The organism is Glutamicibacter sp. NPDC088483 (genome assembly GCF_044753145.1).
In the GTDB taxonomy this organism is placed as follows: Bacteria; Actinomycetota; Actinomycetes; order Actinomycetales; family Micrococcaceae; genus Glutamicibacter.
Genome location: NZ_JBIVMP010000005.1, coordinates 355,203 through 374,222, shown reverse-complemented (window position 1 = coordinate 374,222; position 19,020 = coordinate 355,203). Strand labels below are relative to the sequence as shown.

General features: G+C 64.4%; 19 protein-coding genes. 2 read left to right on the top strand and 17 right to left on the bottom strand.

What is annotated here, in order from left to right; genetic code table 11:
• Positions 1 to 244 precede the first annotated feature (244 nt).
• Entirely contained in the window at positions 245 to 850 is a 606-nt protein-coding gene (locus tag ACIP6G_RS12905) for a class I SAM-dependent methyltransferase (RefSeq protein ID WP_105658161.1), read from the top strand.
• A gap of 69 nt (positions 851 to 919) precedes the next feature.
• On the opposite strand, the gene dapF is transcribed toward ACIP6G_RS12905, so the two are convergent.
• From dapF to miaB, 3 genes are read right to left on the bottom strand one after another with little or no spacing between them, the layout of a single operon-like run.
• Positions 920 to 1,855, bottom strand: a complete 936-nt coding sequence (gene dapF / locus ACIP6G_RS12900; RefSeq protein WP_400290486.1) for a diaminopimelate epimerase — start codon at positions 1,853 to 1,855, stop codon at positions 920 to 922.
• A gap of 32 nt (positions 1,856 to 1,887) precedes the next feature.
• Positions 1,888 to 2,790: a tRNA (adenosine(37)-N6)-dimethylallyltransferase MiaA gene (gene miaA / locus ACIP6G_RS12895; RefSeq protein ID WP_400290483.1), complete on the bottom strand. Its 903-nt coding sequence runs from the start codon at positions 2,788 to 2,790 to the stop codon at positions 1,888 to 1,890.
• 4 nt (positions 2,791 to 2,794) lie between these two features.
• Positions 2,795 to 4,324, bottom strand: coding sequence for a tRNA (N6-isopentenyl adenosine(37)-C2)-methylthiotransferase MiaB (gene miaB / locus ACIP6G_RS12890; RefSeq protein WP_400290480.1), 1,530 nt, complete (start codon positions 4,322 to 4,324; stop codon positions 2,795 to 2,797).
• A gap of 174 nt (positions 4,325 to 4,498) precedes the next feature.
• On the opposite strand from miaB, the gene ACIP6G_RS12885 reads away from it, so the two are divergent.
• A complete protein-coding gene (locus tag ACIP6G_RS12885; protein WP_133832956.1) occupies positions 4,499 to 4,807 on the top strand; it encodes a hypothetical protein in 309 nt (102 codons plus the stop codon).
• Here the strand turns inward: ACIP6G_RS12885 and ACIP6G_RS12880 are convergent.
• The 14 genes from ACIP6G_RS12880 to ACIP6G_RS12815 form a co-directional block, all read right to left on the bottom strand.
• Positions 4,801 to 5,589 carry a regulatory protein RecX gene (locus tag ACIP6G_RS12880; protein ID WP_400290478.1) on the bottom strand — a complete coding sequence of 263 codons (789 nt, stop codon included), beginning with the start codon at positions 5,587 to 5,589 and terminating at the stop codon, positions 4,801 to 4,803. The two genes, ACIP6G_RS12885 and ACIP6G_RS12880, sit on opposite strands and share 7 nt — an antisense overlap.
• Before the next feature lie 98 nt (positions 5,590 to 5,687).
• On the bottom strand, positions 5,688 to 6,740 hold the full coding sequence (gene recA / locus ACIP6G_RS12875; protein WP_105658167.1) for a recombinase RecA: 1,053 nt from the start codon (positions 6,738 to 6,740) through the stop codon (positions 5,688 to 5,690).
• 241 nt (positions 6,741 to 6,981) lie between these two features.
• Positions 6,982 to 7,206 (bottom strand): DUF3046 domain-containing protein, encoded by a 225-nt coding sequence (locus ACIP6G_RS12870; RefSeq protein ID WP_105658168.1) that lies wholly within the window; start codon positions 7,204 to 7,206, stop codon positions 6,982 to 6,984.
• Positions 7,207 to 7,318: 112 nt separating this feature from the next.
• Positions 7,319 to 7,732, bottom strand: a complete 414-nt coding sequence (locus ACIP6G_RS12865; RefSeq protein ID WP_400290474.1) for a helix-turn-helix domain-containing protein — start codon at positions 7,730 to 7,732, stop codon at positions 7,319 to 7,321.
• A gap of 196 nt (positions 7,733 to 7,928) precedes the next feature.
• Positions 7,929 to 8,411 carry a CinA family protein gene (locus tag ACIP6G_RS12860; RefSeq protein ID WP_400290473.1) on the bottom strand — a complete coding sequence of 161 codons (483 nt, stop codon included), beginning with the start codon at positions 8,409 to 8,411 and terminating at the stop codon, positions 7,929 to 7,931.
• Positions 8,412 to 8,421: 10 nt separating this feature from the next.
• A complete protein-coding gene (gene pgsA, locus ACIP6G_RS12855; protein ID WP_400290471.1) occupies positions 8,422 to 9,024 on the bottom strand; it encodes a CDP-diacylglycerol--glycerol-3-phosphate 3-phosphatidyltransferase in 603 nt (200 codons plus the stop codon).
• A 5-nt stretch (positions 9,025 to 9,029) separates the two neighbouring features.
• A complete protein-coding gene (locus ACIP6G_RS12850; protein WP_400290469.1) occupies positions 9,030 to 12,020 on the bottom strand; it encodes a DNA translocase FtsK 4TM domain-containing protein in 2,991 nt (996 codons plus the stop codon).
• A gap of 97 nt (positions 12,021 to 12,117) precedes the next feature.
• The gene (locus tag ACIP6G_RS12845; protein WP_400290466.1) at positions 12,118 to 12,369 is read right to left on the bottom strand and encodes a hypothetical protein; all 252 of its coding nucleotides are present in this window, start codon (positions 12,367 to 12,369) and stop codon (positions 12,118 to 12,120) included.
• A gap of 136 nt (positions 12,370 to 12,505) precedes the next feature.
• On the bottom strand, positions 12,506 to 12,967 hold the full coding sequence (locus ACIP6G_RS12840) for a hypothetical protein (protein WP_400290465.1): 462 nt from the start codon (positions 12,965 to 12,967) through the stop codon (positions 12,506 to 12,508).
• A gap of 94 nt (positions 12,968 to 13,061) precedes the next feature.
• Positions 13,062 to 14,465, bottom strand: coding sequence for a mycothione reductase (gene mtr / locus ACIP6G_RS12835; protein ID WP_400290463.1), 1,404 nt, complete (start codon positions 14,463 to 14,465; stop codon positions 13,062 to 13,064).
• Between the two features lie 78 nt (positions 14,466 to 14,543).
• Positions 14,544 to 15,341, bottom strand: a complete 798-nt coding sequence (locus ACIP6G_RS12830) for an ABC transporter ATP-binding protein (protein ID WP_400290461.1) — start codon at positions 15,339 to 15,341, stop codon at positions 14,544 to 14,546.
• Between the two features lie 30 nt (positions 15,342 to 15,371).
• The gene (locus ACIP6G_RS12825; protein WP_332728300.1) at positions 15,372 to 16,478 is read right to left on the bottom strand and encodes an iron ABC transporter permease; all 1,107 of its coding nucleotides are present in this window, start codon (positions 16,476 to 16,478) and stop codon (positions 15,372 to 15,374) included.
• The gene (locus ACIP6G_RS12820; RefSeq protein WP_400290459.1) at positions 16,475 to 17,728 is read right to left on the bottom strand and encodes an MFS transporter; all 1,254 of its coding nucleotides are present in this window, start codon (positions 17,726 to 17,728) and stop codon (positions 16,475 to 16,477) included. The genes ACIP6G_RS12825 and ACIP6G_RS12820 overlap by 4 nt, the downstream gene beginning before the upstream one ends.
• The gene (locus ACIP6G_RS12815) at positions 17,725 to 19,020 is read right to left on the bottom strand and encodes an opine metallophore biosynthesis dehydrogenase (RefSeq protein WP_400290457.1); all 1,296 of its coding nucleotides are present in this window, start codon (positions 19,018 to 19,020) and stop codon (positions 17,725 to 17,727) included. Before ACIP6G_RS12815 ends, ACIP6G_RS12820 begins: the two co-directional genes overlap by 4 nt.

The window sequence follows — 19,020 nt, the reverse complement described above, 5'->3', positions numbered from 1 at the left end:
TCCAAAAAGAAGAACTGCCAAGAAGGGGAAATGACTTTGCTGTCTGCTGATTCATGCAGGTGGGCGCGCAAGAAGTGCACGGCCAGCTCGTGGAATCGCGGGTAACCAAGAGGATTACGTATTAGACGAAAATGAAAGTCATAGGGAAAACTCTATCAGTGATATCGTGTCGTGCCTATATCGCTTTGCTCACGTTGGCGACCCCGTTCTTTGGGGTAACCGTACTGGGCGATAAACTTTGCCTATGACCTCGGATCACTACTTCACCGCCAGCCCGGCCTCGGCAGACGAACGTCGCACCATCGAAGTCGAGCTCAATGGCTCGCTGCGCAAAGTGCAGACGGCCTCCGGCATTTTCTCCCCTGCCGGGCTGGATAAGGGCACAGCGGTATTACTGCAGTACGTGCCGGCCCCTCGCGGACGCATCCTGGATATCGGGTGCGGCTGGGGGCCCATCACCTTGGCCGCTGCCGAGCAGTCCCCGCAGTCCGAGGTCTACGGCGTCGACGTCAATGAGCGTTCCATCGATCTGGCCCGCTTGAACGCCACTGCGTTGGGCTTGTCCAACGTTGTTGTCGGCACTCCTGAATCCGTGGATCCGAACTTGGAATTCGACACCATCTGGTCCAACCCGCCCATTCGCATCGGCAAGGATGCCCTGCATGAGCTGCTGATGCTGTGGTTGCCGCGTTTGGCGCCGGGCGGCGAGGCCTGGATGGTGGTGCAGAAGAACCTTGGCAGTGACTCGTTGCAGAAGTGGCTGGTTGAGCAGCTTCCCTCGGAGTGGAAGATCACCCGCGAAGCGACCGCCAAGGCCTTCCGCGTGCTGAAGGTAGCGCGCCCGGCCTAGAGGACCGAAGGCAAACCGCAGATCGGCTAGCCGAGCCAATCTGCGGTTCTGCGAAGAACCGGATCAGTTCTACTGCGCACCGAGGATCCCGCGTGCCACCAGATCCGCGGGGCCACTGAGGATCGTATCTTCTCGGCCGCTTGCATTGCCGCGGAATTCAACGCCGACCACGCCGCCTGGCACCGCAACAGCCCACTGGTTGATCAGCGCGGTGCTGCGCGCCCAGTACCGCACGGCAGCTGCAGCCGCGCAGGCACCGGTACCGCAAGAGAGGGTCTCTCCTACCCCGCGTTCATGGACGCGCATCTGGACCTGGGCAACTCCGTCTTCTTCAATCAGCGGTTCGGATGGAACCACGAATTCCACGTTGGTGCCGTGGGCAGGAACGGGAGATACCTCTGGTGCCTGGAACAGGTCCAATGCTTCGAGCATTCGGGCATCGGGCAACGCCACAACGGTGTGCGGATTGCCCATGGTGATACTCAAGGCAGGCAGGGCCTGTTCCCAGCCACGCGGCTTGACCATGGAGTCCACGGATTTTTCGGCCGCGTCCTGCTCGAAGATCAGGCCCCAAGGACCCAGGTTCACTGCGTAGCCATCGACCAGGCGGGTAATTTCCTTGACCCCTGCACGGCTGCCGATCTGGAAGCTTTGCCCCACCTGGAGGCTCACCAGCCCCTCGGCAATCAAGTAGTGCGCGAAGGCACGCACGCCATTGCCGCACATTTCGGCGATGGAACCGTCGTTGTTCCGGTAATCCATGAACCAGTAGGCCTTGGGGTTCTCCAGGAACTGCTCTTCGTATCCCGGAACCTTGGAGGTTGGCACGGCACGGATGAGCCCGTCGCCGCCAATGCCGAATCGGCGATGGCACAGGGCCGCTACCTGTTCGGGGGTGATGTCGAGCTTTGCTTCAGGGTCTGCAACCAGTACGAAGTCGTTGCCGGTAGCGTGGCCCTTGGCAAAATGTTGTCCAGCCAGCTGTCCTAGTTCGGTGCGGTACATCTATGCTCCTAGAGTTTTCCTGCGTATGTTGGCTAGCCAATGATCTTCAGCGTTTTTTCCAGCAGTCCCGGTTCGATCGGGTTCAGCCAGTTGACCCGCTGGTCTGCATTGAACCAGGTGATCTGCCGTCGCGCGAACTTGCGCGTGGCGATGATCGTCTGGTCAATGGCTTCGGCTCGGGTGATCTGCCCATCCAAGTAGTCAATGTACTGCTGGTACCCGATGGCACGCGAAGCGGTCTTGCCTTCGCGTAATCCTTGTTCAAGAAGTCCTGCGACTTCTTCGGCTAATCCCATGGCATCCATCTTGTGCACGCGGGCTTCCAGGGCTTCGTGCAATGCATGCCGGTCATAGTTCAAACCGATCTGGATTGCCGGTGCGGCATACTCGCGTTGCGGCATGAAGGAGCTGAAGGCCCGCCCGGAAATCTCGTAGACTTCAAGGGCCCGGATCGCGCGGCGCAAATCCAGGTTGCGCCCAGCGGACACCGGGTCCACCTCGGCCAATCGGCGGCGCAGGGGTACGTCGCCTTCGGCCTCGACCTCAGCCTCCAGCCGTTTCCTGACCCCGGGATCTGTCGGCGGGAAATCGATGACGTCAAGTGCTGCGCGCACATACAGTCCAGAGCCGCCGACCATCACCGGAATCTTGCCGCGGGCCCGGATTCGGGCGAAGTGGTCGCGGGCTTGGGCTTGGAAGGCCGCGACGGACGCTTCCTCGGTGATGGCCATGGTGTCGAGCAAATGATGCTCGATGCCGCCACGTTCATCCACCGGCAGCTTCGCGGTGCCGATATCCATGCCGCGGTAGAACTGCAGGGCATCTGAATTGACGATTTCCCCGCCCAGTTCCCGGGCCAGGGCAATAGCCAAATCTGACTTGCCGGTGCCGGTGGGGCCGACGATGGCGATGACCGGCAGGTTCGAATTGGTCATGTACTTAGCTACGCACTTTCAAGGTTGGCATGCCCAAGCTCGTGCGGCCGATGGAACCGTTCGCAGCTGGGGAAGGTACCCCGCAGCTTTCGGCTTGGGCACGGCCCCAGGCATCCCCGGCACGCGAACAGCGCAGGGAGTACTGGTCAGCGGTGGGATCGGAAATCAGGTGGAATGATGCCACTTCGGTAATAGGCAGGGTGACCAGATCGCCTGGGCGCGGGGCTTGGGCTCCGTCAGGCACAGAGAAGTGCACCAGGCGCTGGTCCTGCGAGCGTCCGGACAGGCGCCGGGTTTCCCCGGACTTGCGTCCGGACTGCTCGGTGGCCATCACTTCTACGGTACGGCCCAGCTGCTTCGCATTCTCTTCCTTGGCAATGCGGTCCTGGAGCGCGGTCAGGCGCTCGTAGCGTTCCTGGACCACCGCCTTGGGCAGCTGGTCTTCCAGGTCGGCTGCCGGTGTTCCCGGCCGCTTGGAATACTGGAAGGTGAATGCCGAGGAGAATCGCGACGCTTCAACCACGTCGAGGGTGGCTTGGAAGTCCTCTTCGGTTTCGCCCGGGAAGCCAACGATGATGTCGGTGGTGATTGCGGCATGCGGGATGCGTTCGCGAACCTTTTCCAGGATGCCCAGGAATTTCTTGGACCGGTAGGAGCGGCGCATTTCCTTGAGCACCCTGTCCGAGCCGGACTGCAGCGGCATATGCAGCTGCGGCATCACGTTCGGGGTCTCGGCCATGGCATCGATGACGTCATCGGTGAAGGCCGCTGGGTGCGGGCTGGTGAAGCGCACGCGTTCGAGTCCTTCTATTTCGCCGCAAGCGCGCAGCAACTTGCCGAAGGCCAAGCGGTCTCCGAATTCCACGCCGTAGGAATTCACGTTCTGGCCCAGCAGGGTCACTTCGATGGCCCCATCATCGACCAGGGCCTGGATTTCGGCGAGGATCTCGCCCGGGCGGCGATCGCGCTCCTTGCCGCGCAAGGATGGGACGATGCAGAAGGTGCAGGTATTGTTGCAACCCACGGAAATGGAGACCCAGCCTGCGTACACGGATTCGCGTCGAGTCGGCAAGGTGGATGGGAAGACATCCAGTGATTCCAGGATCTCCAGTTGCGCCTCCTGGTTGTGGCGCGAGCGGGCCAGCAGCGTAGGCAACGAACCGATATTGTGCGTGCCGAACACCACGTCTACCCATGGGGCTTTCTTGACGATGGTGTCCCGGTCCTTCTGGGCAAGGCACCCGCCGACGGCAATTTGCATATTGGGGCGTTCGGCCTTCAGGTTCTTCAGCAGGCCCAGATGCCCATAGAGCTTGTTGTCTGCGTTCTCACGCACTGCGCAGGTATTGAAGACGACGACGTCGGCTGCTTCTTCGGCCAGCTCTTCGGATTTGCGGCTTAGGCCCGCATCTTCCAGGAGACCGGAGAGCCGCTCGGAATCGTGCACGTTCATTTGGCAGCCGAAGGTACGTACTTCATAGGTACGGGGTAGTTCTCCACTGCCGATGTTGCTCAAGGTATGTTGCTCAGTCACTCTTCAAGATTACCGAAGATTGGGTACTGCTGAAATACAGGTGACCATAGGACGCGCTCCTGCGTGCTGTTCGCAGCGCGTGCCCGCTAATCGCCGAATTCACCGCTTCCCTCGGAAGGGTTAGGATTGAATTAGACTATCAACTAGCCAATTCGGCCTATGAGAGAGATTTCCGTGGAAAACCATTCACCCCGCCCACAACCGGAACCCGAGAAATCCCGCCCATTGCGCTTGTCACGCGGCATGAAGGTCTTCCATATCTGGATGGCCGGAATATCCGCACTTTTCCTTTTCGCCATCCCGATCGCCATCGGCCTCCTCCCGCCGATGGACCACGAGACCGATGACCTGCTGTTCAATATCGGTGTTGGCTCGGTGCTTGCCGGGATCGCCGCCTTGATCCTGTGGGCATACCAGGGCATCGACGATTGGCTTGGACGCCGCAGCAAAGCACCTGCCCAGGATCCGAAGCGCAATCAGTAGCGGCTACCGAAGCGCTCTTCCCATTCTTCGCGCGCGACCTTGAAGGCCAAGCCGCCGTTGTAGCCTTTACGCCCCAGCATCCCTACTAGTCGGCGTAATGCCCTATCCCGATCTGCGCCCATGGATTCCGGGCGAAGTTTCGCGCGAACCAGTTCACGGGCCCGCTGCTCCTCGGCCTCATCATCAATTTGCTCAAGCGCTTCAGCGGCCAGTTCATCGTCTACGCCCTTGGTGCGCAGCTCGCGCTTGATCGCCCCACGGGCCAAACCGCGCGAGCGCGCGCGGGCAACTACCCACGACTTCGCAAAGCGTTCATCATCAACGAGATTGATCTCGGCATACCGGTCGATGACTTCATCAGCGATATCCTCAGGGCATTGGTTGTCAAGAAGCTTGTCCTTGAGCTGTTTCGCGGTCTTGTCGCTGGCTGTGAGCTGGCGCAGCAAAATGCCACGCGCCTTTTCCCGCCAGTGGTCATCGCTGAGCTCTTCGGGCTCCCCCGCTTCGCGCGCCGCTTTTCTCGCTTCGCGTGCTTCGCGGCGTTCCTGCTTCGAGGGTTTGGCCGGTGCGGGCGCGGCAACAATCTGTTCCATCGCCGCACGCAGCTCTTCAACACTGCCCGGTTTCCTGGATTCCTCCGGGAAGCTGGCAATGGTGCGGGAGGTGCTGCCCGCTGGCATGGCTGGGGTTGCGGCGCGCCGGGCGGCGCGTTCCCGCCTAGCTGATTCCTCAGCCGCTTGTGCTTCCACTTCTTCCGGGCTGGGTTTTGCCCAGTCCGGCATGTCCTCGGGATCCCCCTGGAACTCTTTGGAAACGGACGTAGCGTCCGACCCGGAATTCTTTCCGGGTCGGACGCTACGTCGCTGGAAGCCTGGGGCCACTACTTATCGCCCTCGACGACTCGCAGTTCGGTCTCGTCTTCTTCAACTTCTTCCTGTGGCAGAACGCCGAGCTTCTGCAAGATCTGGCGCTCGAGTTCGTCGGCCAGATCCGGGTTGTCGCGCAGGAAGCGGCGGGCGTTTTCCTTGCCCTGGCCCAGCTGGTCCCCGTCGTAGGTGAACCAGGCACCGGACTTCTTGACCAGGTTGTGCTCGACACCCATGTCGATGAGCGAACCTTCGCGGGAGATGCCGTGGCCGTACAGGATGTCGAATTCAGCCTGCTTGAAAGGAGGCGCCATCTTGTTCTTGACGACCTTGCAGCGGGTGCGGTTGCCGACCGCATTGGTGCCCTCTTTCAGGGTCTCAATGCGGCGGATGTCGATGCGGACCGAAGCGTAGAACTTCAGCGCCTTGCCGCCAGTGGTGGTTTCCGGGCTGCCGAAGAAGACGCCAATCTTTTCACGCAGCTGGTTAATGAAGATTGCGGTAGTCTTCGAGGCCGAGAGGCGGCCGGTGATCTTGCGCAGAGCCTGGGACATCAAGCGGGCCTGCAGGCCGACATGGCTGTCACCCATTTCGCCTTCGATTTCGGCACGTGGAACCAGTGCTGCCACGGAGTCGATGACGATGATATCCAGCGCGCCGGAGCCCACGAGCATATCCATGATTTCCAGAGCCTGCTCGCCGGTATCCGGCTGGGAGACCAGCAGTGCGTCGGTGTCGACGCCCAGCTTCTTGGCGTATTCCGGATCAAGCGCGTGCTCAGCATCGATGAATGCCGCAACGCCGCCGGCTTTCTGCGCGCTGGCGACTGCATGCAGGGCAACCGTGGTTTTACCCGAGGACTCAGGGCCGTAGATTTCCACCACGCGGCCGCGTGGCAGGCCGCCAATGCCAAGGGCGACATCCAAGGCAACCGAACCGGTAGGAATTACTTCAATAGGTGCACGGGTTTCATCGCCCAGGCGCATGACCGAGCCCTTGCCGTAGGCCTTGTCGATTTGGCCCAGGACAGCCTCTAGCGCCTTTTCCCGATCATTTTTTGCTGCCATGGTTCACCTTTGCTCTTGCAAGCCTGCTACGTACTTGCTCATGAATTTTGTCCTGCAATAGACAGTATGCTTGCCCACCGACACTTTGGACTCCGATAGCCCTCAAGTGTGGACAGTCTCAGTGCTTAAGTTCTTGGTGCAGTTTCCTGCGTTGCTTCTAGGATAACCCTATCCGAACAGGTGTTCGAAATTCAACACGGCATGTTCGAAGATCCAGTGCCGGGACTTTCGAACGGAGTCGCTACGATTCCTTCGGCTCGATATCCACGCCAAGCCAGCGTTCGGCCGGAATGTCTTGCGCCTTGCACAGGGCTTCCCAAATCTGCTTGGGCTTGATGCCCTTGTCCAGCGCCTGCGCGGCGGTAAGGCTGCCAAGTTCGGTAAGGGCCATGGAATCGGCTAGCACGTGGGAGTACCGCGCGCCGAACTCGTTTTCCATGTTGCGCCAGAAATCGCTGATTTTCACCTAATTATTCTCCCACGCATAGGCAAGGAGCCCACGCATTTCGCGCAGGCTCCTTGCACGGCTGCCGGCAGTCTCGATTACTGAGTAGCGGTAGCCCTAAAAAAATTTGGTTCTAGACCGAGGCCAATGGCTTGTTGCCACTCTTGGCCGCAAACTCGTCGGCCATATCCGTAGGGACGGTATCCGGGATAGCAATGCCCTCTGCCAGGGCAACGCGCTCGGATACTTCACGGAGCATCAGGGACAATGGGATTTCCAGCGCCACGCAGATCGAGGAGAGCAGCTCCGAAGAGGCCTCCTTCTGGCCACGCTCAACCTCGGACAGGTAGCCAAGGGAAACACGTGCGCTATGCGAAACCTCGCGAAGGGTACGTCCCTGGCGCTGACGGACGTCGCGCAGAACATCGCCGATTTCATGACGGAGTACTACCATTTTGTGCTCCTCCTTCTCGGGCTGGACCATATGGGCTTCTCCCATATCGCGCCAACGGACGACACCATTGACAGTTACGGGTTGCTTGACCATGAATTTAGCCTCTGCTCCTAGGTCCATCTCGAAGATCTGATCAAATACGGGGGCCATCCTTGCGGCCCTGCAATTCGTACAACGACAGGTCATACGATTTTGTTCCCGTACATTCACCCTAATCACTTAAATGCGACCTACGCCACATTTGCCGTGATTTTTGCGTAACATCTCGGGAAGAAGAGTATTTCGCGTCTTACTGTGAAGAAGCTTTATCCAAGATGGCAGCGAACTGGTGAAGTGCCGCCAGGGTGCTCTGCTCGCGGATCTGTGCCCGGTCTCCCACGAAGTGGTGGACTTCGGATCCCGAGTCAGCGCCCATGGCCCACCCAATATACACGGTTCCCACCGCCTTGCCATCGTGCGGGTCCGGTCCAGCGACCCCGGTTGCAGAAATCGCGGCGTCTGCACCGCAGGCACGCTGCGCCCCCACGGCCATCTGCCGGGCAACCTCGGGATCCACCGATCCCTTGGAGGCAAGCAGCGACTCATCGACGCCCAGCAGCGATGACTTCACCGCCGAGGAATAGCTGACAACTCCCCCGCGCAGCACCGCCGAGGCGCCGGGCACCTCGGCCAGGCGCGCGGCAATCATGCCAGCGGTCAACGATTCGGCCGTAGCCAGCTGCACATCGCCTTCAATGGCCTTGGCGATCACCTCGGGTGCCTGGGGCTTCATGGTGCCGGCCCTACTTCTGCTTCTTGGCCGCGGCTGCCAGCTGGCCGGCCTTGACCAGGTATTCCAGTCCGGTGACCACGGTGACGGCCAGGGTCAGCAGCATCAGGTACCACGCCACGGTGCCCAGCCAGTCAATGGTGTGGGTGTAGGGCAACAGGTACAGGCCGATCACGATGGCCTGCAACACGGTCTTGATCTTGCCGCCCATATTCGCGGCAATCACGCCGTAGCGGATGACCACCACGCGCAGCAAGGTGATGCCCCATTCGCGCACCAGGATCACGATGGTGACCCACCAAGGCAGCTCGGCCAGGATCGAGAAGCAAACCAGCGCCGAACCGGTGAGCAGCTTGTCGGCGATCGGGTCCGCGATCTTGCCGAAGTTGGTGACCAGCCCGCGGCTGCGCGCCAGGTCCCCGTCGAGCTTGTCGGTGTACATGGCCACCACGAAAAGTCCCAGCGCGACCCAGCGCCACAGGCCTTGCTCGCGGTTATCGGCCATCAGGGCCCAGACGAAGAAAGGCACCATGATGATGCGGATGGTAGTGAGCACGTTGGCGATATTCAGCGTCGGTACCGGTGGCTGGGCACTGCGGCCAGCTTGCTCGCTCATGGGTTTCAGTTTCTTCCTGTCAGGTCCCAGGCGTCTTCGCCAGGTTCGTCGGAGCCATCGAAGTAGTCGACGGCTTGCGGGCGATCTTCCAGATCCTTGGCAACCAGGTCCTCGGCATAGTCGGTGACCGGCTCGGCGTGGTTCACGTTGGCTTCGGCCACCAGCGCGGCCTCGGTGGCCGACGGGGTGCTGGTCGCCGGGTCATCGCCGCGCATCGCGGCCAGGACCATGGGCAGGTCATCGGGCTGGATCAGCACATCGCGGGCCTTGGAGCCCTCGGAAGGGCCGACAACGCCCCGCGATTCCATCAGGTCCATCAGGCGTCCGGCCTTGGCGAAGCCCACGCGCAGCTTGCGCTGCAGCATCGAGGTGGAGCCGAACTGGCTGGTGACCACGAGCTCGGTAGCCTGCAGCAGCAGATCCAGATCGTCTCCGATGTCCTCATCGATCTGCCTCTTCTTCTCGGCAGCCGGGATCACGTCTTCCCGGTACTCGGGCTTCAGCTGGCTCTTGACGTGCTCGACCACGCGGTGGATTTCGGATTCGGTCACCCAGGCGCCCTGCACGCGCATCGGCTTGGAGGTGCCCATCGGCAGGAACAGGGCGTCGCCCTGGCCCAGCAGCTTCTCGGCCCCGGGCTGGTCCAGGACCACACGGGAGTCGGTGACCGAGGAGGTCGCGAAGGCCATGCGCGAGGGCACGTTGGCCTTGATCAAGCCGGTGACCACATCCACCGAGGGGCGCTGGGTGGCCAGCACCAAGTGGATGCCGGCGGCACGCGCCAGCTGGGTGATGCGCACGATGGACTCTTCGACATCGCGTGGGGCGACCATCATCAAGTCGGCGAGCTCATCGACGATCACCAGCAGGTACGGGTAGGGCTTGAGCACGCGCTTGGAACCCTCCGGAGGGTGCACCTTGCCGGCCTTGACCGCCTTGTTGAAGTCGTCGATGTGCTTGAAACCGAAGTTGGCCAGATCGTCGTAGCGGGTGTCCATTTCGCGGACCACCCAGCCCAGTGCCTCGGCGGCCTTCTTCGGGTTGGTGATGATCGGGGTGATCAGGTGCGGCACGCCTTCGTAGGCGGTCAGCTCCACGCGCTTGGGGTCGACCATGACCATGCGCACCTCGTCCGGGGTGGAGCGCATCAGGATCGAGGTGATCATCGAGTTCACGAACGAGGACTTGCCCGCGCCGGTGGCGCCTGCCACCAGCAGGTGCGGCATCTTGGCCAGGTTGGCCACGACGAAGCCGCCTTCCACGTCCTTGCCCACGCCCATCACCATCGGGTGCTCGGTCTTGCGGGCATTGGAGCTGCGCAGCACATCGCCCAGCGCCACGACTTCCTTGTCGGTGTTCGGGATCTCGATGCCGATGGCTGACTTGCCCGGAATCGGCGAGAGGATGCGCACATCCGAGGAAGCCACCGCATAGGAGATGTTCTTGGACAGCGCGGTGACCTTCTCCACCTTGGTGCCCGGAGCCAGCTCGATCTCGTAGCGGGTCACCGTGGGCCCGCGGGAGAACCCGGTGACCTTCGCGTCGACCTTGAACTGCTGCAGGGTGTTGGTCAGCGCATCGACCACCACCTGGTTGGCCTCGGAGGCTTCCTTGGCCGGCGGGCCGGCAGGAAGGTAGTGCTCCTCGGGCAGGGTGTAGGTGACATCCCCGGACAGCTGCAGCTGCTCGCTGCGCGCGGGGATCGGCGCCTGCGGGGATGCGGCGAGCCCGGCGGCGCGCGAGGAGACCTGGCCCATCGCGGAGGTGGTGGCCTCGGGCTCGGCCTTCAGCCCGATATTGGCCATGATCTCGGCCATCTCGGATTCGGCCTTGGTCGGGCGCTTGACCCCGGGCGGAGGACCGGAGGGCTTCGGGATGGCCACCGTGGCGGTGTCTTCCTGGGCCGGGGCGGCGGCGGACTCGAAGTCCGGGCGGGCGATGGCCTGGGTGGCGGCCTCGTCGGCGTCGAAGATCTTGCCGGAGTTGCGGTTGACGGCAGGCATCGCGCCAGTGGACTGCTCGGCAGGATCATCCTGGCCGATGACCGCCTTGTCGTAGGCGACATCGCCGGGGCGTTCAGCGTGCTCGCCGCCGTCCACGTCGTAGACCTCGGTGACCTTGCGGGCGGCCGCGGCCCGGCGTTCGAAGAAGCCGGGCTTCTTCTTCCTGGCAGCGGGGGCCGGAGCCTCGTCCTGCGGGTAGAGGTAGGACTGGTCATGGTCCTCGCCGGCTGGATCAAGTTCCACTGCGGCCGTGGGGCGGGCGGCACGGGGTGCGTCCGGGTCCTGGCCGAGCAGGCGGTTGTAGCCCGAACGCACGCGCGAAGGGATCTGCGTAAATGGCGTGGCGGTGACGATCAGGATGGACATGACCACCAGGAAGATGAACACGGCCATGGCGCCCGGGACCGAGATCAGCAGGCCCAGCGGGGTGCCCAGGATGGAACCGGCCATGCCGCCGGCATTCCAGAGGGCCTGGAAATCGTCGGAGACCGCTGGCGAGCCGTTGGCCAGCGAGGCGATGGACGAGCCGGAGAGCGTCATGATCAGCAGGCCGATGCCGATGCGGTTGTTCGCGGTGACCGCCTCCGGGTAGCGGAAGAGCCGGAAGGCGCCGATGAACAAGATCACCGGCAGCAGCACGGCCATGAAGCCCAGGGTGCCGCCGGCGACCGCGTGCACGCCGGTACCGAACCAGCCCGCATCGCGCAGGCCCCACCATTCGATGATCGCGACGATCATCGAGATCAGCGCGAGGAACAGTCCGGTGCCGTCGCGGCGCAGCTCGTAGTCAGGCTTGACGGTTCCGCCGATGCGGCGGAATGCGCCGCCGAAGATCCGGGCAATGCCCATCCACACGCTGCGTATTGCGCGCAGCGGCAGGGCGAGTTCCGCATCCGGGTTCTCGGGCGTTTTCTTGGAGGACGAGGAGCCAGGCGCCTTGGGTTTGCGCGCCGCGGTCTTCTTCGTCCCCTGAGACTGGGTACGTGGGGCCATACTCCAAGGGTATCGCCCCCGGCTGGATGCGCCCCGAATTTACACGTCTGCACGGGGTGCGCCAGCAGCTAGATAATCGTCACGTGGCGCCCGGGAACTATTGCGAGTACTCGATCACCAAGGTGTAGCGGCCATTGCCTTCCAGGCAGGCGTGGCTGCCGACTTCGTACCCGGACGCCTTGAAGGCATCCACCGTGGCGGTTTCCATCATGGCGCAGGTACCGGAGCTTGAGACCTCTTGGGTGTAGGTCGTGCCGCTGGCGTGGGCCCCCGGGATTCCGGCCAGCCCCACCGCCCCGGCCAGCATTCCTGCCGCCGCGCCTGCGGCGAGATGGCTCTTGAACTTCATTTCCACTCCTGGTCTGCTTTCGTGCCGGGCGCTTGGGCCAAGCGCCCGCTTCCCAAGGTGCCACAGCACGGCCCTGCACTGCCAGCGGCGTCCAGCCAAGATCCAGCCAGCGCCTGGCTGCGCAGCCCGAATGGACTCAGCCGCGGGCCGCGCAGCGGTTGAGCCCAGCCCGGATGGCGAATCCTGTGGCGAAGCACACCGCCAGCAGCCCCAGGGCTGTGCCCAGGAACGGGGCCGGATCGATTTCGCCCCAGCCCAGCGCGGCCACTGCCGACGCCGGAAGCAGTGCAGCGATGCCCGCGCCGATCCCAGCAGCGGCCGATTGCCTGGCTGCTGAGACCGGATGGTTCCCCATGGCCTGGATTTCAATGGCCGCATACGCACCGCTGCAGCAGATCAGGCCCACCACCACTCCTGCGAGCGCGCCGTAGGCCAAGGGCAGGCCGAGATCACCCAGGCCGCTGCCATAGCCGTCCCCGCGGATCGGCCAGAACATCCAGAGCACCGCCAGCGCACCGAGCGCCATGCCCACCCCTGCAGCGATCGCGAACATGCTTCGGGTCATCGAGGCCACGGTCCTTGAAGTTTTCCCATTCATGGCTACAGCCTAGGACGACTAGGCAATATTTGCTACTGCCAGCGGGTTCAGCTGCCAGGTGGCCTCGGTTCGCTGCCGGGAGGCCGGGCCGCCGCTAGGAGAAGTCCAGGCCGAGCAGGGCGTTCTCGGTCACCTCGGGAAGTGCAGGGTGGATCCAGTACTGCTTGGCGGCCACCTCGCGCACATCCAGCCCGAAGGCCATCACCGTAATCATCTGCTGGATCAGCGTTGACGCCTGCGGTCCCATGTAGTGCGCGCCCAGCAGCTTGCCGGTTTCCCGGTCAGCGATGAGCTTGGCGATACCGGTGCTGTCTTCCATGGCCCAGCCGTAGGCCACATCCCCGTACTTCTGCACCTTGGCGGTAATGTCATGGCCTGCCTCGCGGGCTTCGTCCTCGGTCATGCCGACGTAGGCGATCTGCGGGTGGGTGAAGACCGCCGCTGGCACGTGCTCATGGGGCATCTGCTTCATGTCCTGTGGGTTCAGCAAGTTATGGCGTACCGCGCGCATTTCCGCGTTGGCCACATGCTTGAGCAGGAAGGGCGAGGAAATATCGCCCAGCGCCCAGATGCCCTCGGCAGATGTCGAACGGCCGTACTCATCCACGCTGACCCGGCCGTCCTCGGAGTCGATGCCGGCACGGTCCAGATCCAGCTGGTCGCCGTTGGGGATGCGCCCCGTGGCCACAAGCAGCACCTCCGCACTGGCGGTGGAACCGTCATCCAGGGTCAGCTTCACCCCGTCGGGCTCTTGCACGGCGCTGACCATGCTCCTGCCCTGGCGCACGTCATAGCGTTCTGCGGCCATCTGGTTGAATGGACCGCGCAGATCGGCATCCAGCTGGCGCATGAGCTCGGAACGGGCCAGGATGGTGACCTTGGTGCCCAGTGCCTCGAAGACGTGGGCGAACTCCATGGCAATGTAGCCGCCACCGATGATCACGATGGACTTGGGCTGGCGGGCCAAGCGCATGATGTCCTCGTTGGTGTGGAAGGCTACGCCGGAATCGATGATTTCCTGCGGAATAAACGGGCGCGACCCGGCGGCCAGGACAATCTGGTCCGCGCTGATGGTCCTGGCTTCTGTTCCCTGCCCGGTACGCAGCGTGCGCTCGCCGACAAACCGCGCGTGCTGGTCGTAGACATCGATATTCGGCGTCTGCGCGCCACGGCGGTAGTCCTCGCCGCCCTGGGCAATGGGATCGATGCGCTTGCCGAAGACCCGGCTGACGATGCCTGGCCAGTCCACCGAATTGACCTGCGCCTCGATTCCCAGCCGTGCCGCTTGCCTGGTTTCCAAAGCCACGTCTGCGGCGTAGACATACATCTTGGTCGGGATGCAGCCGACGTTCAGGCAGGTACCGCCGAAAGCGCCCTTCTCGATGATGGCAATGGATTTTCCATCGAATTCTGGACCGGGGATGGAGTTGCCCGAACCGGTGCCGAGGATGATCAGATCGTAGTGCTTATCAGCCTCGAATGCGGCGGAATTCGTCATGGCAGGGATACCTTTCACGGTCAATGCTGGGGCCCGGCAGGCAGGCGCTTGGCCAATGCTTGCCTACCGGGCAGGCTATCATCCGGGCACTGGAGTGCCACTATGTTGCACCTTGGGCTCATCGGCCAGGCTGAAGACCAGTTGCACGATGCCGTTGACCAGCACCTGCTCCGCGTGGACCCCGTAGACCTGCAGCAGAAGCCCAGGGTCCAGCACCTCCTGGGGCGTGCCCGCAGCGATGACCCCGCCGTTGGCCAGCATGACCAGCTTGCTGCAGTAGCGGGCGGCCAGATTCAAATCGTGCAGCACCACCACCGTGGTGGTTCCCAGTTCCCCGACCATGCGCAGCAGCTCATGCTGGTAGCGGATATCCAGGTGGTTGGTGGGTTCGTCCAGAAGCAGGTGCTCGGCCTGCTGGGCCAGTGTCCGGGCAACCAGCACGCGCTGCTTCTCGCCGCCGGACAGGGTCGAGTAGCGGCGGTCGGCCAAATGCCGGGCGCCGACCCGGGACAGTGCCGAAGCAACCGCCTGGTGGTCCTCGCGGGCAAAGGCGGCCAGCGCCTTGCGGTGCGCAACCCTGCCCAGGAGCACCATTTCGGCGACACTGACCGGCAGTTCGCTCGGCGTTTCCTGGGCCACGACGGCAATCCTGCGGGCCAGTTCGTTGCCGCGCAGTCCGCTGACCGGGCGCTCGTCCACGAGCACCAGCCCTGCCGTGGGCCGCAGCGCCGCATAGAGCGTGCGCAGCAGGGTGGACTTGCCGCTGCCGTTGGGGCCGATCAGCCCCACCACTTCCCCGGGGCCTGCCTGCAGCCCCGCCGATTCAATGACCAGCTTTCCGCCATAGCCCACCGAAATATCTGTAGCAGTAATCATGGTTCTTGCCTTCTTCCAGGTCCTTGGTTCCTATTGGGCCGCATTGAGCTTGCGAACCAGCGCGAACAGCAGCGGGGCGCCGAGCAATGCGGTGACGATTCCCAGCGGCAATTCCTGCGGTGCCATGGCCGTCCGGGCCAGCACATCGGCCCAGACCAGGAAGATCGCGCCGAGCAGGGCGGCTACCGGAATCAGGGTGCGGTGCGTGGCACCGACGCACAGCCGGGCTACGTGCGGAATCACCAGCCCGACGAATCCGATGCCGCCGGAGGACGCGACCAGCGCGCCCACGCACACCGCGGTCACCACCATGACGGCCGCACGCAGCTTCGCCGGAGATATTCCCAGCGCTTGCGCGGTGCCATCGCCGATGGCCAGCGCGTCCAGCGGCCGCGACCAATAGGCCAGCAGCGTGGCGGTCCCGAGCACCACGATCCAGGTGATCATTGCCGATTGCCCGGTCGCCTGCGCCAGTGAACCCAGCGTCCAGAAAAGCACCGAACGGCCCGCATTGGGATCATCCGAAGCGAAGATCAGCAGCGAGGTGAGCGCGTGCAGCACATAGCCCACGGACACCCCGGCCAGCACCAGCCGGGTGGACGTCATCTCCGAACCGACCCGCGCCAGCAGGTAGACGAAGATCCCGGCGGCCAGCGCACCGGCAAAGGCGCTGGTGGCCAGCGAGGCCGTGCCGATGCCGGCCGTGGCGCCGAAGAGGATCGCGGCCGCCGAGAGCGTGGAGGCCCCGGAGGTCACGCCCAGCAGGTAGGGCTCGGCCAGGATGTTGCGGGTCAGCGCCTGCAGCGCCACCCCGGCCAGGGCCAGCCCGGCCCCAACGGCGGCACCCAGCAGCACCCGCGGCACGCGCAGCAGCAGGACGATGGACTGGTCCGAGGCGCTGAATGCACCAGGTGCGGGCATCCCGGAAAGGTGCGCCTTGAGGATCTGCAGCACGGTGCCCGGCTCGATGGACACCGGGCCGAGCCCTACGGCCACCGGCAAGGTGGCCACGAGTACAGCCAGCAGCCCGGCGATCCACAGCCAGGTGTGCCGGGCCCGCCGGTCATGGTCCAGGTCATCGCCGGCGCAGGCCAGCGGTTCCCGGGGTTCTCGCACGATAGGTTCCAACGGGGTCATGGCTGCCTTTCGGGGGTTTCGCCAATGGAATCGGTGCGCAGGCCCAGTGCGGCACCCAGCGCAATCAGGGTCAATGCGCCAAGCACGGCAGCGGCGGCCAGGTATCCGGCGGCGGCCAGCGCCGCTCCGGAGGCTGCTGTGCCCAGGAACAGGCCCAGGGACATGCCAGCCGCGTTCAGGCTCAGCGCGGTGCCGCGCACCTGCGTGCAACGGCTCACCAGCAGGCTCATCACGGCGGCCGCGACCACCGCGTGGCTAGCCGAAAGCAGCGCCGTGCCGGCCACCGCCAGCGGCAGCACCGGTGAGAGGTAGACGCCGAACAGCGCCACCAGCGAAATGCCCAGGCTGAAAACCATCACCGCACGGGTGCGCCGCTGCGAATCCCCGGCGTTGAGCATCCGCCCGGCCAGCAGGTGCCCCAGGAAGAAGGCCCCGCCGCTGACCGACCAGATGAACGCGAACCAGCTGGCGGTCAGCGCGAACTTCTCCGCGTACAGCGGGGCAAGGAAGGCCAGGTGCCCCATGAAGGCGCCGGCGCGGCCGAAGGAGACCAGCAGCAGCGCCAGGGCTCCGGGCACGCCAGCCAGGGTGCGGAAGGCAGCCAGGTAGCCCAGCCGGGCTGGAGCCGGAGCCGGGTCTGCGGCGCAGTGCCCGGCACCGCGGCGGCCGTAGCGCAGCATCGCCGGGATCAGGGCGATGCTGATGGCGGCGATGGCGACCAGGTTTCCCTGCCAGCCCCAGAACATCGCCGGCAGCACCAGCAGCGGCGCGCCGATCGTGGAGGCCAGGGTCTGGGCCGTCATCACCAAGGTGGCTGCCCGGCCCGCGGCCGGGGTGGTGCCGAAGCGGTCCGCGGCCGCGGTGGACAGCGCCGGGTAGAGCAGCGCGTTGGACACCCCGGTGGCCAGGCAGAAAACTGCCAGTGCCGCCAGGCCCGAGAAGGTCCCCGCGATGGCGGCGGCGCCCATCAGCCCCAGCGCCGCGGCGGCCACGGTGCCCGGGGCGATGCGCCCGATCAGCGGGGCCAGCGCAACCCCGGCGAGCACCGCGCCGACGCCGGCCAGCCCGCGCAGGGTGCCGGTTTCGGCATAGCCGGCCCCGGCCCAGTCGGCGATGGGCACCAGGAAGGTGCTCAGCACCGTGAAGGGCAAAAGGCCCAGCGCCGAGGCCAGCAGCGCCGGCCAGATCTCGGCGATGATGCGCCGTTCGCTGGGCAGCTGCTGCGCTGTTTCGACTTCTGGCTGGCTCATGCCGCACTCCCGATTCCGGCGCTGATCATGGCCAGGTCCTCGGCGAAATCCTGCACCGCGAAGGCCGGCGAGCAGCCCTGGCCCTCCCGGGCCGAGGCCGCTTGCACCAGGGCGTCTTCGTAGGCGGCGAGCAGCGCGTCGATCATCGGGCAGGCCACGGCCAGTTCCCGGGCCAGACCGGCGATGATCCTGGTGCGGTAGTAGTCTTCCTTGGGCATCCGCGGCACATCCCACTGGCCCTGGTCATCGCGGAAGACCGGGCGGAAGGCGATGGCCGAGAAGTCGAAGTAGCGGCCCTGCGCGTCGGGCTGCGAGAAGGGGTCGATGAGCAGCGAGGCGTAGCGCACGTAGAGCAGGTACTCCTGCTCGATGGCCGGCAGCTGCTCGAAGCTGGCCGCTTTCCCCGGGTCGATGCTCTGGGGGTGCACCGGATACCCGTCATCGAGCATGAAGGCCAGCAGGTTGACCGGCTGGCCGCCCAGTGCGGCGGTGATGGCCGACAGTTCCCGCCAGGCCTCGGCCATGGAGTGGATCAGCGCCGGGGTGACCGGGCCTTCGGGATAGAGCTTGTAGACGTACTGGACGGGCGGGGCGGGGGCGAAGACCGCGCGCAGCGCCAGCTCGTTGAAGAACAGGGCCGGATGCACGTACAGCGACATGTTCCGCGCCTCGGCTTCAACCGGCGATCCCGCCAGCTGCACTTCGGTGCCGGCCGCGGCATGCACCGCACGCAGCCGCTGCAGCGCGGGCGTGGCCCCGCCAGTGGAGCCGGCGTAGATGCGGGCCTTGGCGCCGGCGGTCAGCACCAGCGCTCCGCCGGTCCCCTCCACCTGCCGGGTGTCCCCCAGATAGCTGGAGAAGCTGATGATTTCCGGGTCGACGCCGCTGCGGCGGGCGAATTCGCGCACCAGTGCCGCCGAGCCCAGCGTGGGCGAGAGCAGCACGATCCGCGCCAGCGATGCGAGCACCCCCGGTGGCAGTTCGCGCAGCACCGGCAGGTAGGCGTCGGCGGTGGCCGCCAGTACCAGGGTGTCCCAGCCGCCGCGCACCTGCTGGTAGCCGCGGTAGCGGTGCTCGATGCGCACCTGCCCGGCCAGTGCGGCATGGGAGGGGTTTTGCACCTGGACGCGGGCGGTGCCGGCGTTGGCCTCCAGCGCGTCGAAGAAGGCGGCGCAGCGCTGCGAGGCGCGCCCGGCAATGCCCAGTTCCCCGGGCAGCGCCCCGAGCAGCACGGCGCTTTGCACCGCAACCGGTCCGGTTCCGGCAATGAGGATATTTCCCAGTTCATCCAT

Coding starts and splice junctions, on each gene's coding strand:
- ACIP6G_RS12905 (WP_105658161.1), top strand. CDS start 245: ATGACCTCGGATCACTACTTCACCGCCAGCCCGGCCTCGGCAGACGAA.
- dapF (WP_400290486.1), bottom strand. CDS start 1,855: ATGTACCGCACCGAACTAGGACAGCTGGCTGGACAACATTTTGCCAAG.
- miaA (WP_400290483.1), bottom strand. CDS start 2,790: ATGACCAATTCGAACCTGCCGGTCATCGCCATCGTCGGCCCCACCGGC.
- ACIP6G_RS12880 (WP_400290478.1), bottom strand. CDS start 5,589: ATGCCGGACTGGGCAAAACCCAGCCCGGAAGAAGTGGAAGCACAAGCG.
- recA (WP_105658167.1), bottom strand. CDS start 6,740: ATGGCAGCAAAAAATGATCGGGAAAAGGCGCTAGAGGCTGTCCTGGGC.
- ACIP6G_RS12865 (WP_400290474.1), bottom strand. CDS start 7,732: ATGGTCAAGCAACCCGTAACTGTCAATGGTGTCGTCCGTTGGCGCGAT.
- ACIP6G_RS12860 (WP_400290473.1), bottom strand. CDS start 8,411: ATGAAGCCCCAGGCACCCGAGGTGATCGCCAAGGCCATTGAAGGCGAT.
- pgsA (WP_400290471.1), bottom strand. CDS start 9,024: ATGAGCGAGCAAGCTGGCCGCAGTGCCCAGCCACCGGTACCGACGCTG.
- ACIP6G_RS12850 (WP_400290469.1), bottom strand. CDS start 12,020: ATGGCCCCACGTACCCAGTCTCAGGGGACGAAGAAGACCGCGGCGCGC.
- ACIP6G_RS12845 (WP_400290466.1), bottom strand. CDS start 12,369: ATGAAGTTCAAGAGCCATCTCGCCGCAGGCGCGGCGGCAGGAATGCTG.
- ACIP6G_RS12840 (WP_400290465.1), bottom strand. CDS start 12,967: ATGAATGGGAAAACTTCAAGGACCGTGGCCTCGATGACCCGAAGCATG.
- mtr (WP_400290463.1), bottom strand. CDS start 14,465: ATGACGAATTCCGCCGCATTCGAGGCTGATAAGCACTACGATCTGATC.
- ACIP6G_RS12830 (WP_400290461.1), bottom strand. CDS start 15,341: ATGATTACTGCTACAGATATTTCGGTGGGCTATGGCGGAAAGCTGGTC.
- ACIP6G_RS12825 (WP_332728300.1), bottom strand. CDS start 16,478: ATGACCCCGTTGGAACCTATCGTGCGAGAACCCCGGGAACCGCTGGCC.
- ACIP6G_RS12820 (WP_400290459.1), bottom strand. CDS start 17,728: ATGAGCCAGCCAGAAGTCGAAACAGCGCAGCAGCTGCCCAGCGAACGG.
- ACIP6G_RS12815 (WP_400290457.1), bottom strand. CDS start 19,020: ATGGATGAACTGGGAAATATCCTCATTGCCGGAACCGGACCGGTTGCG.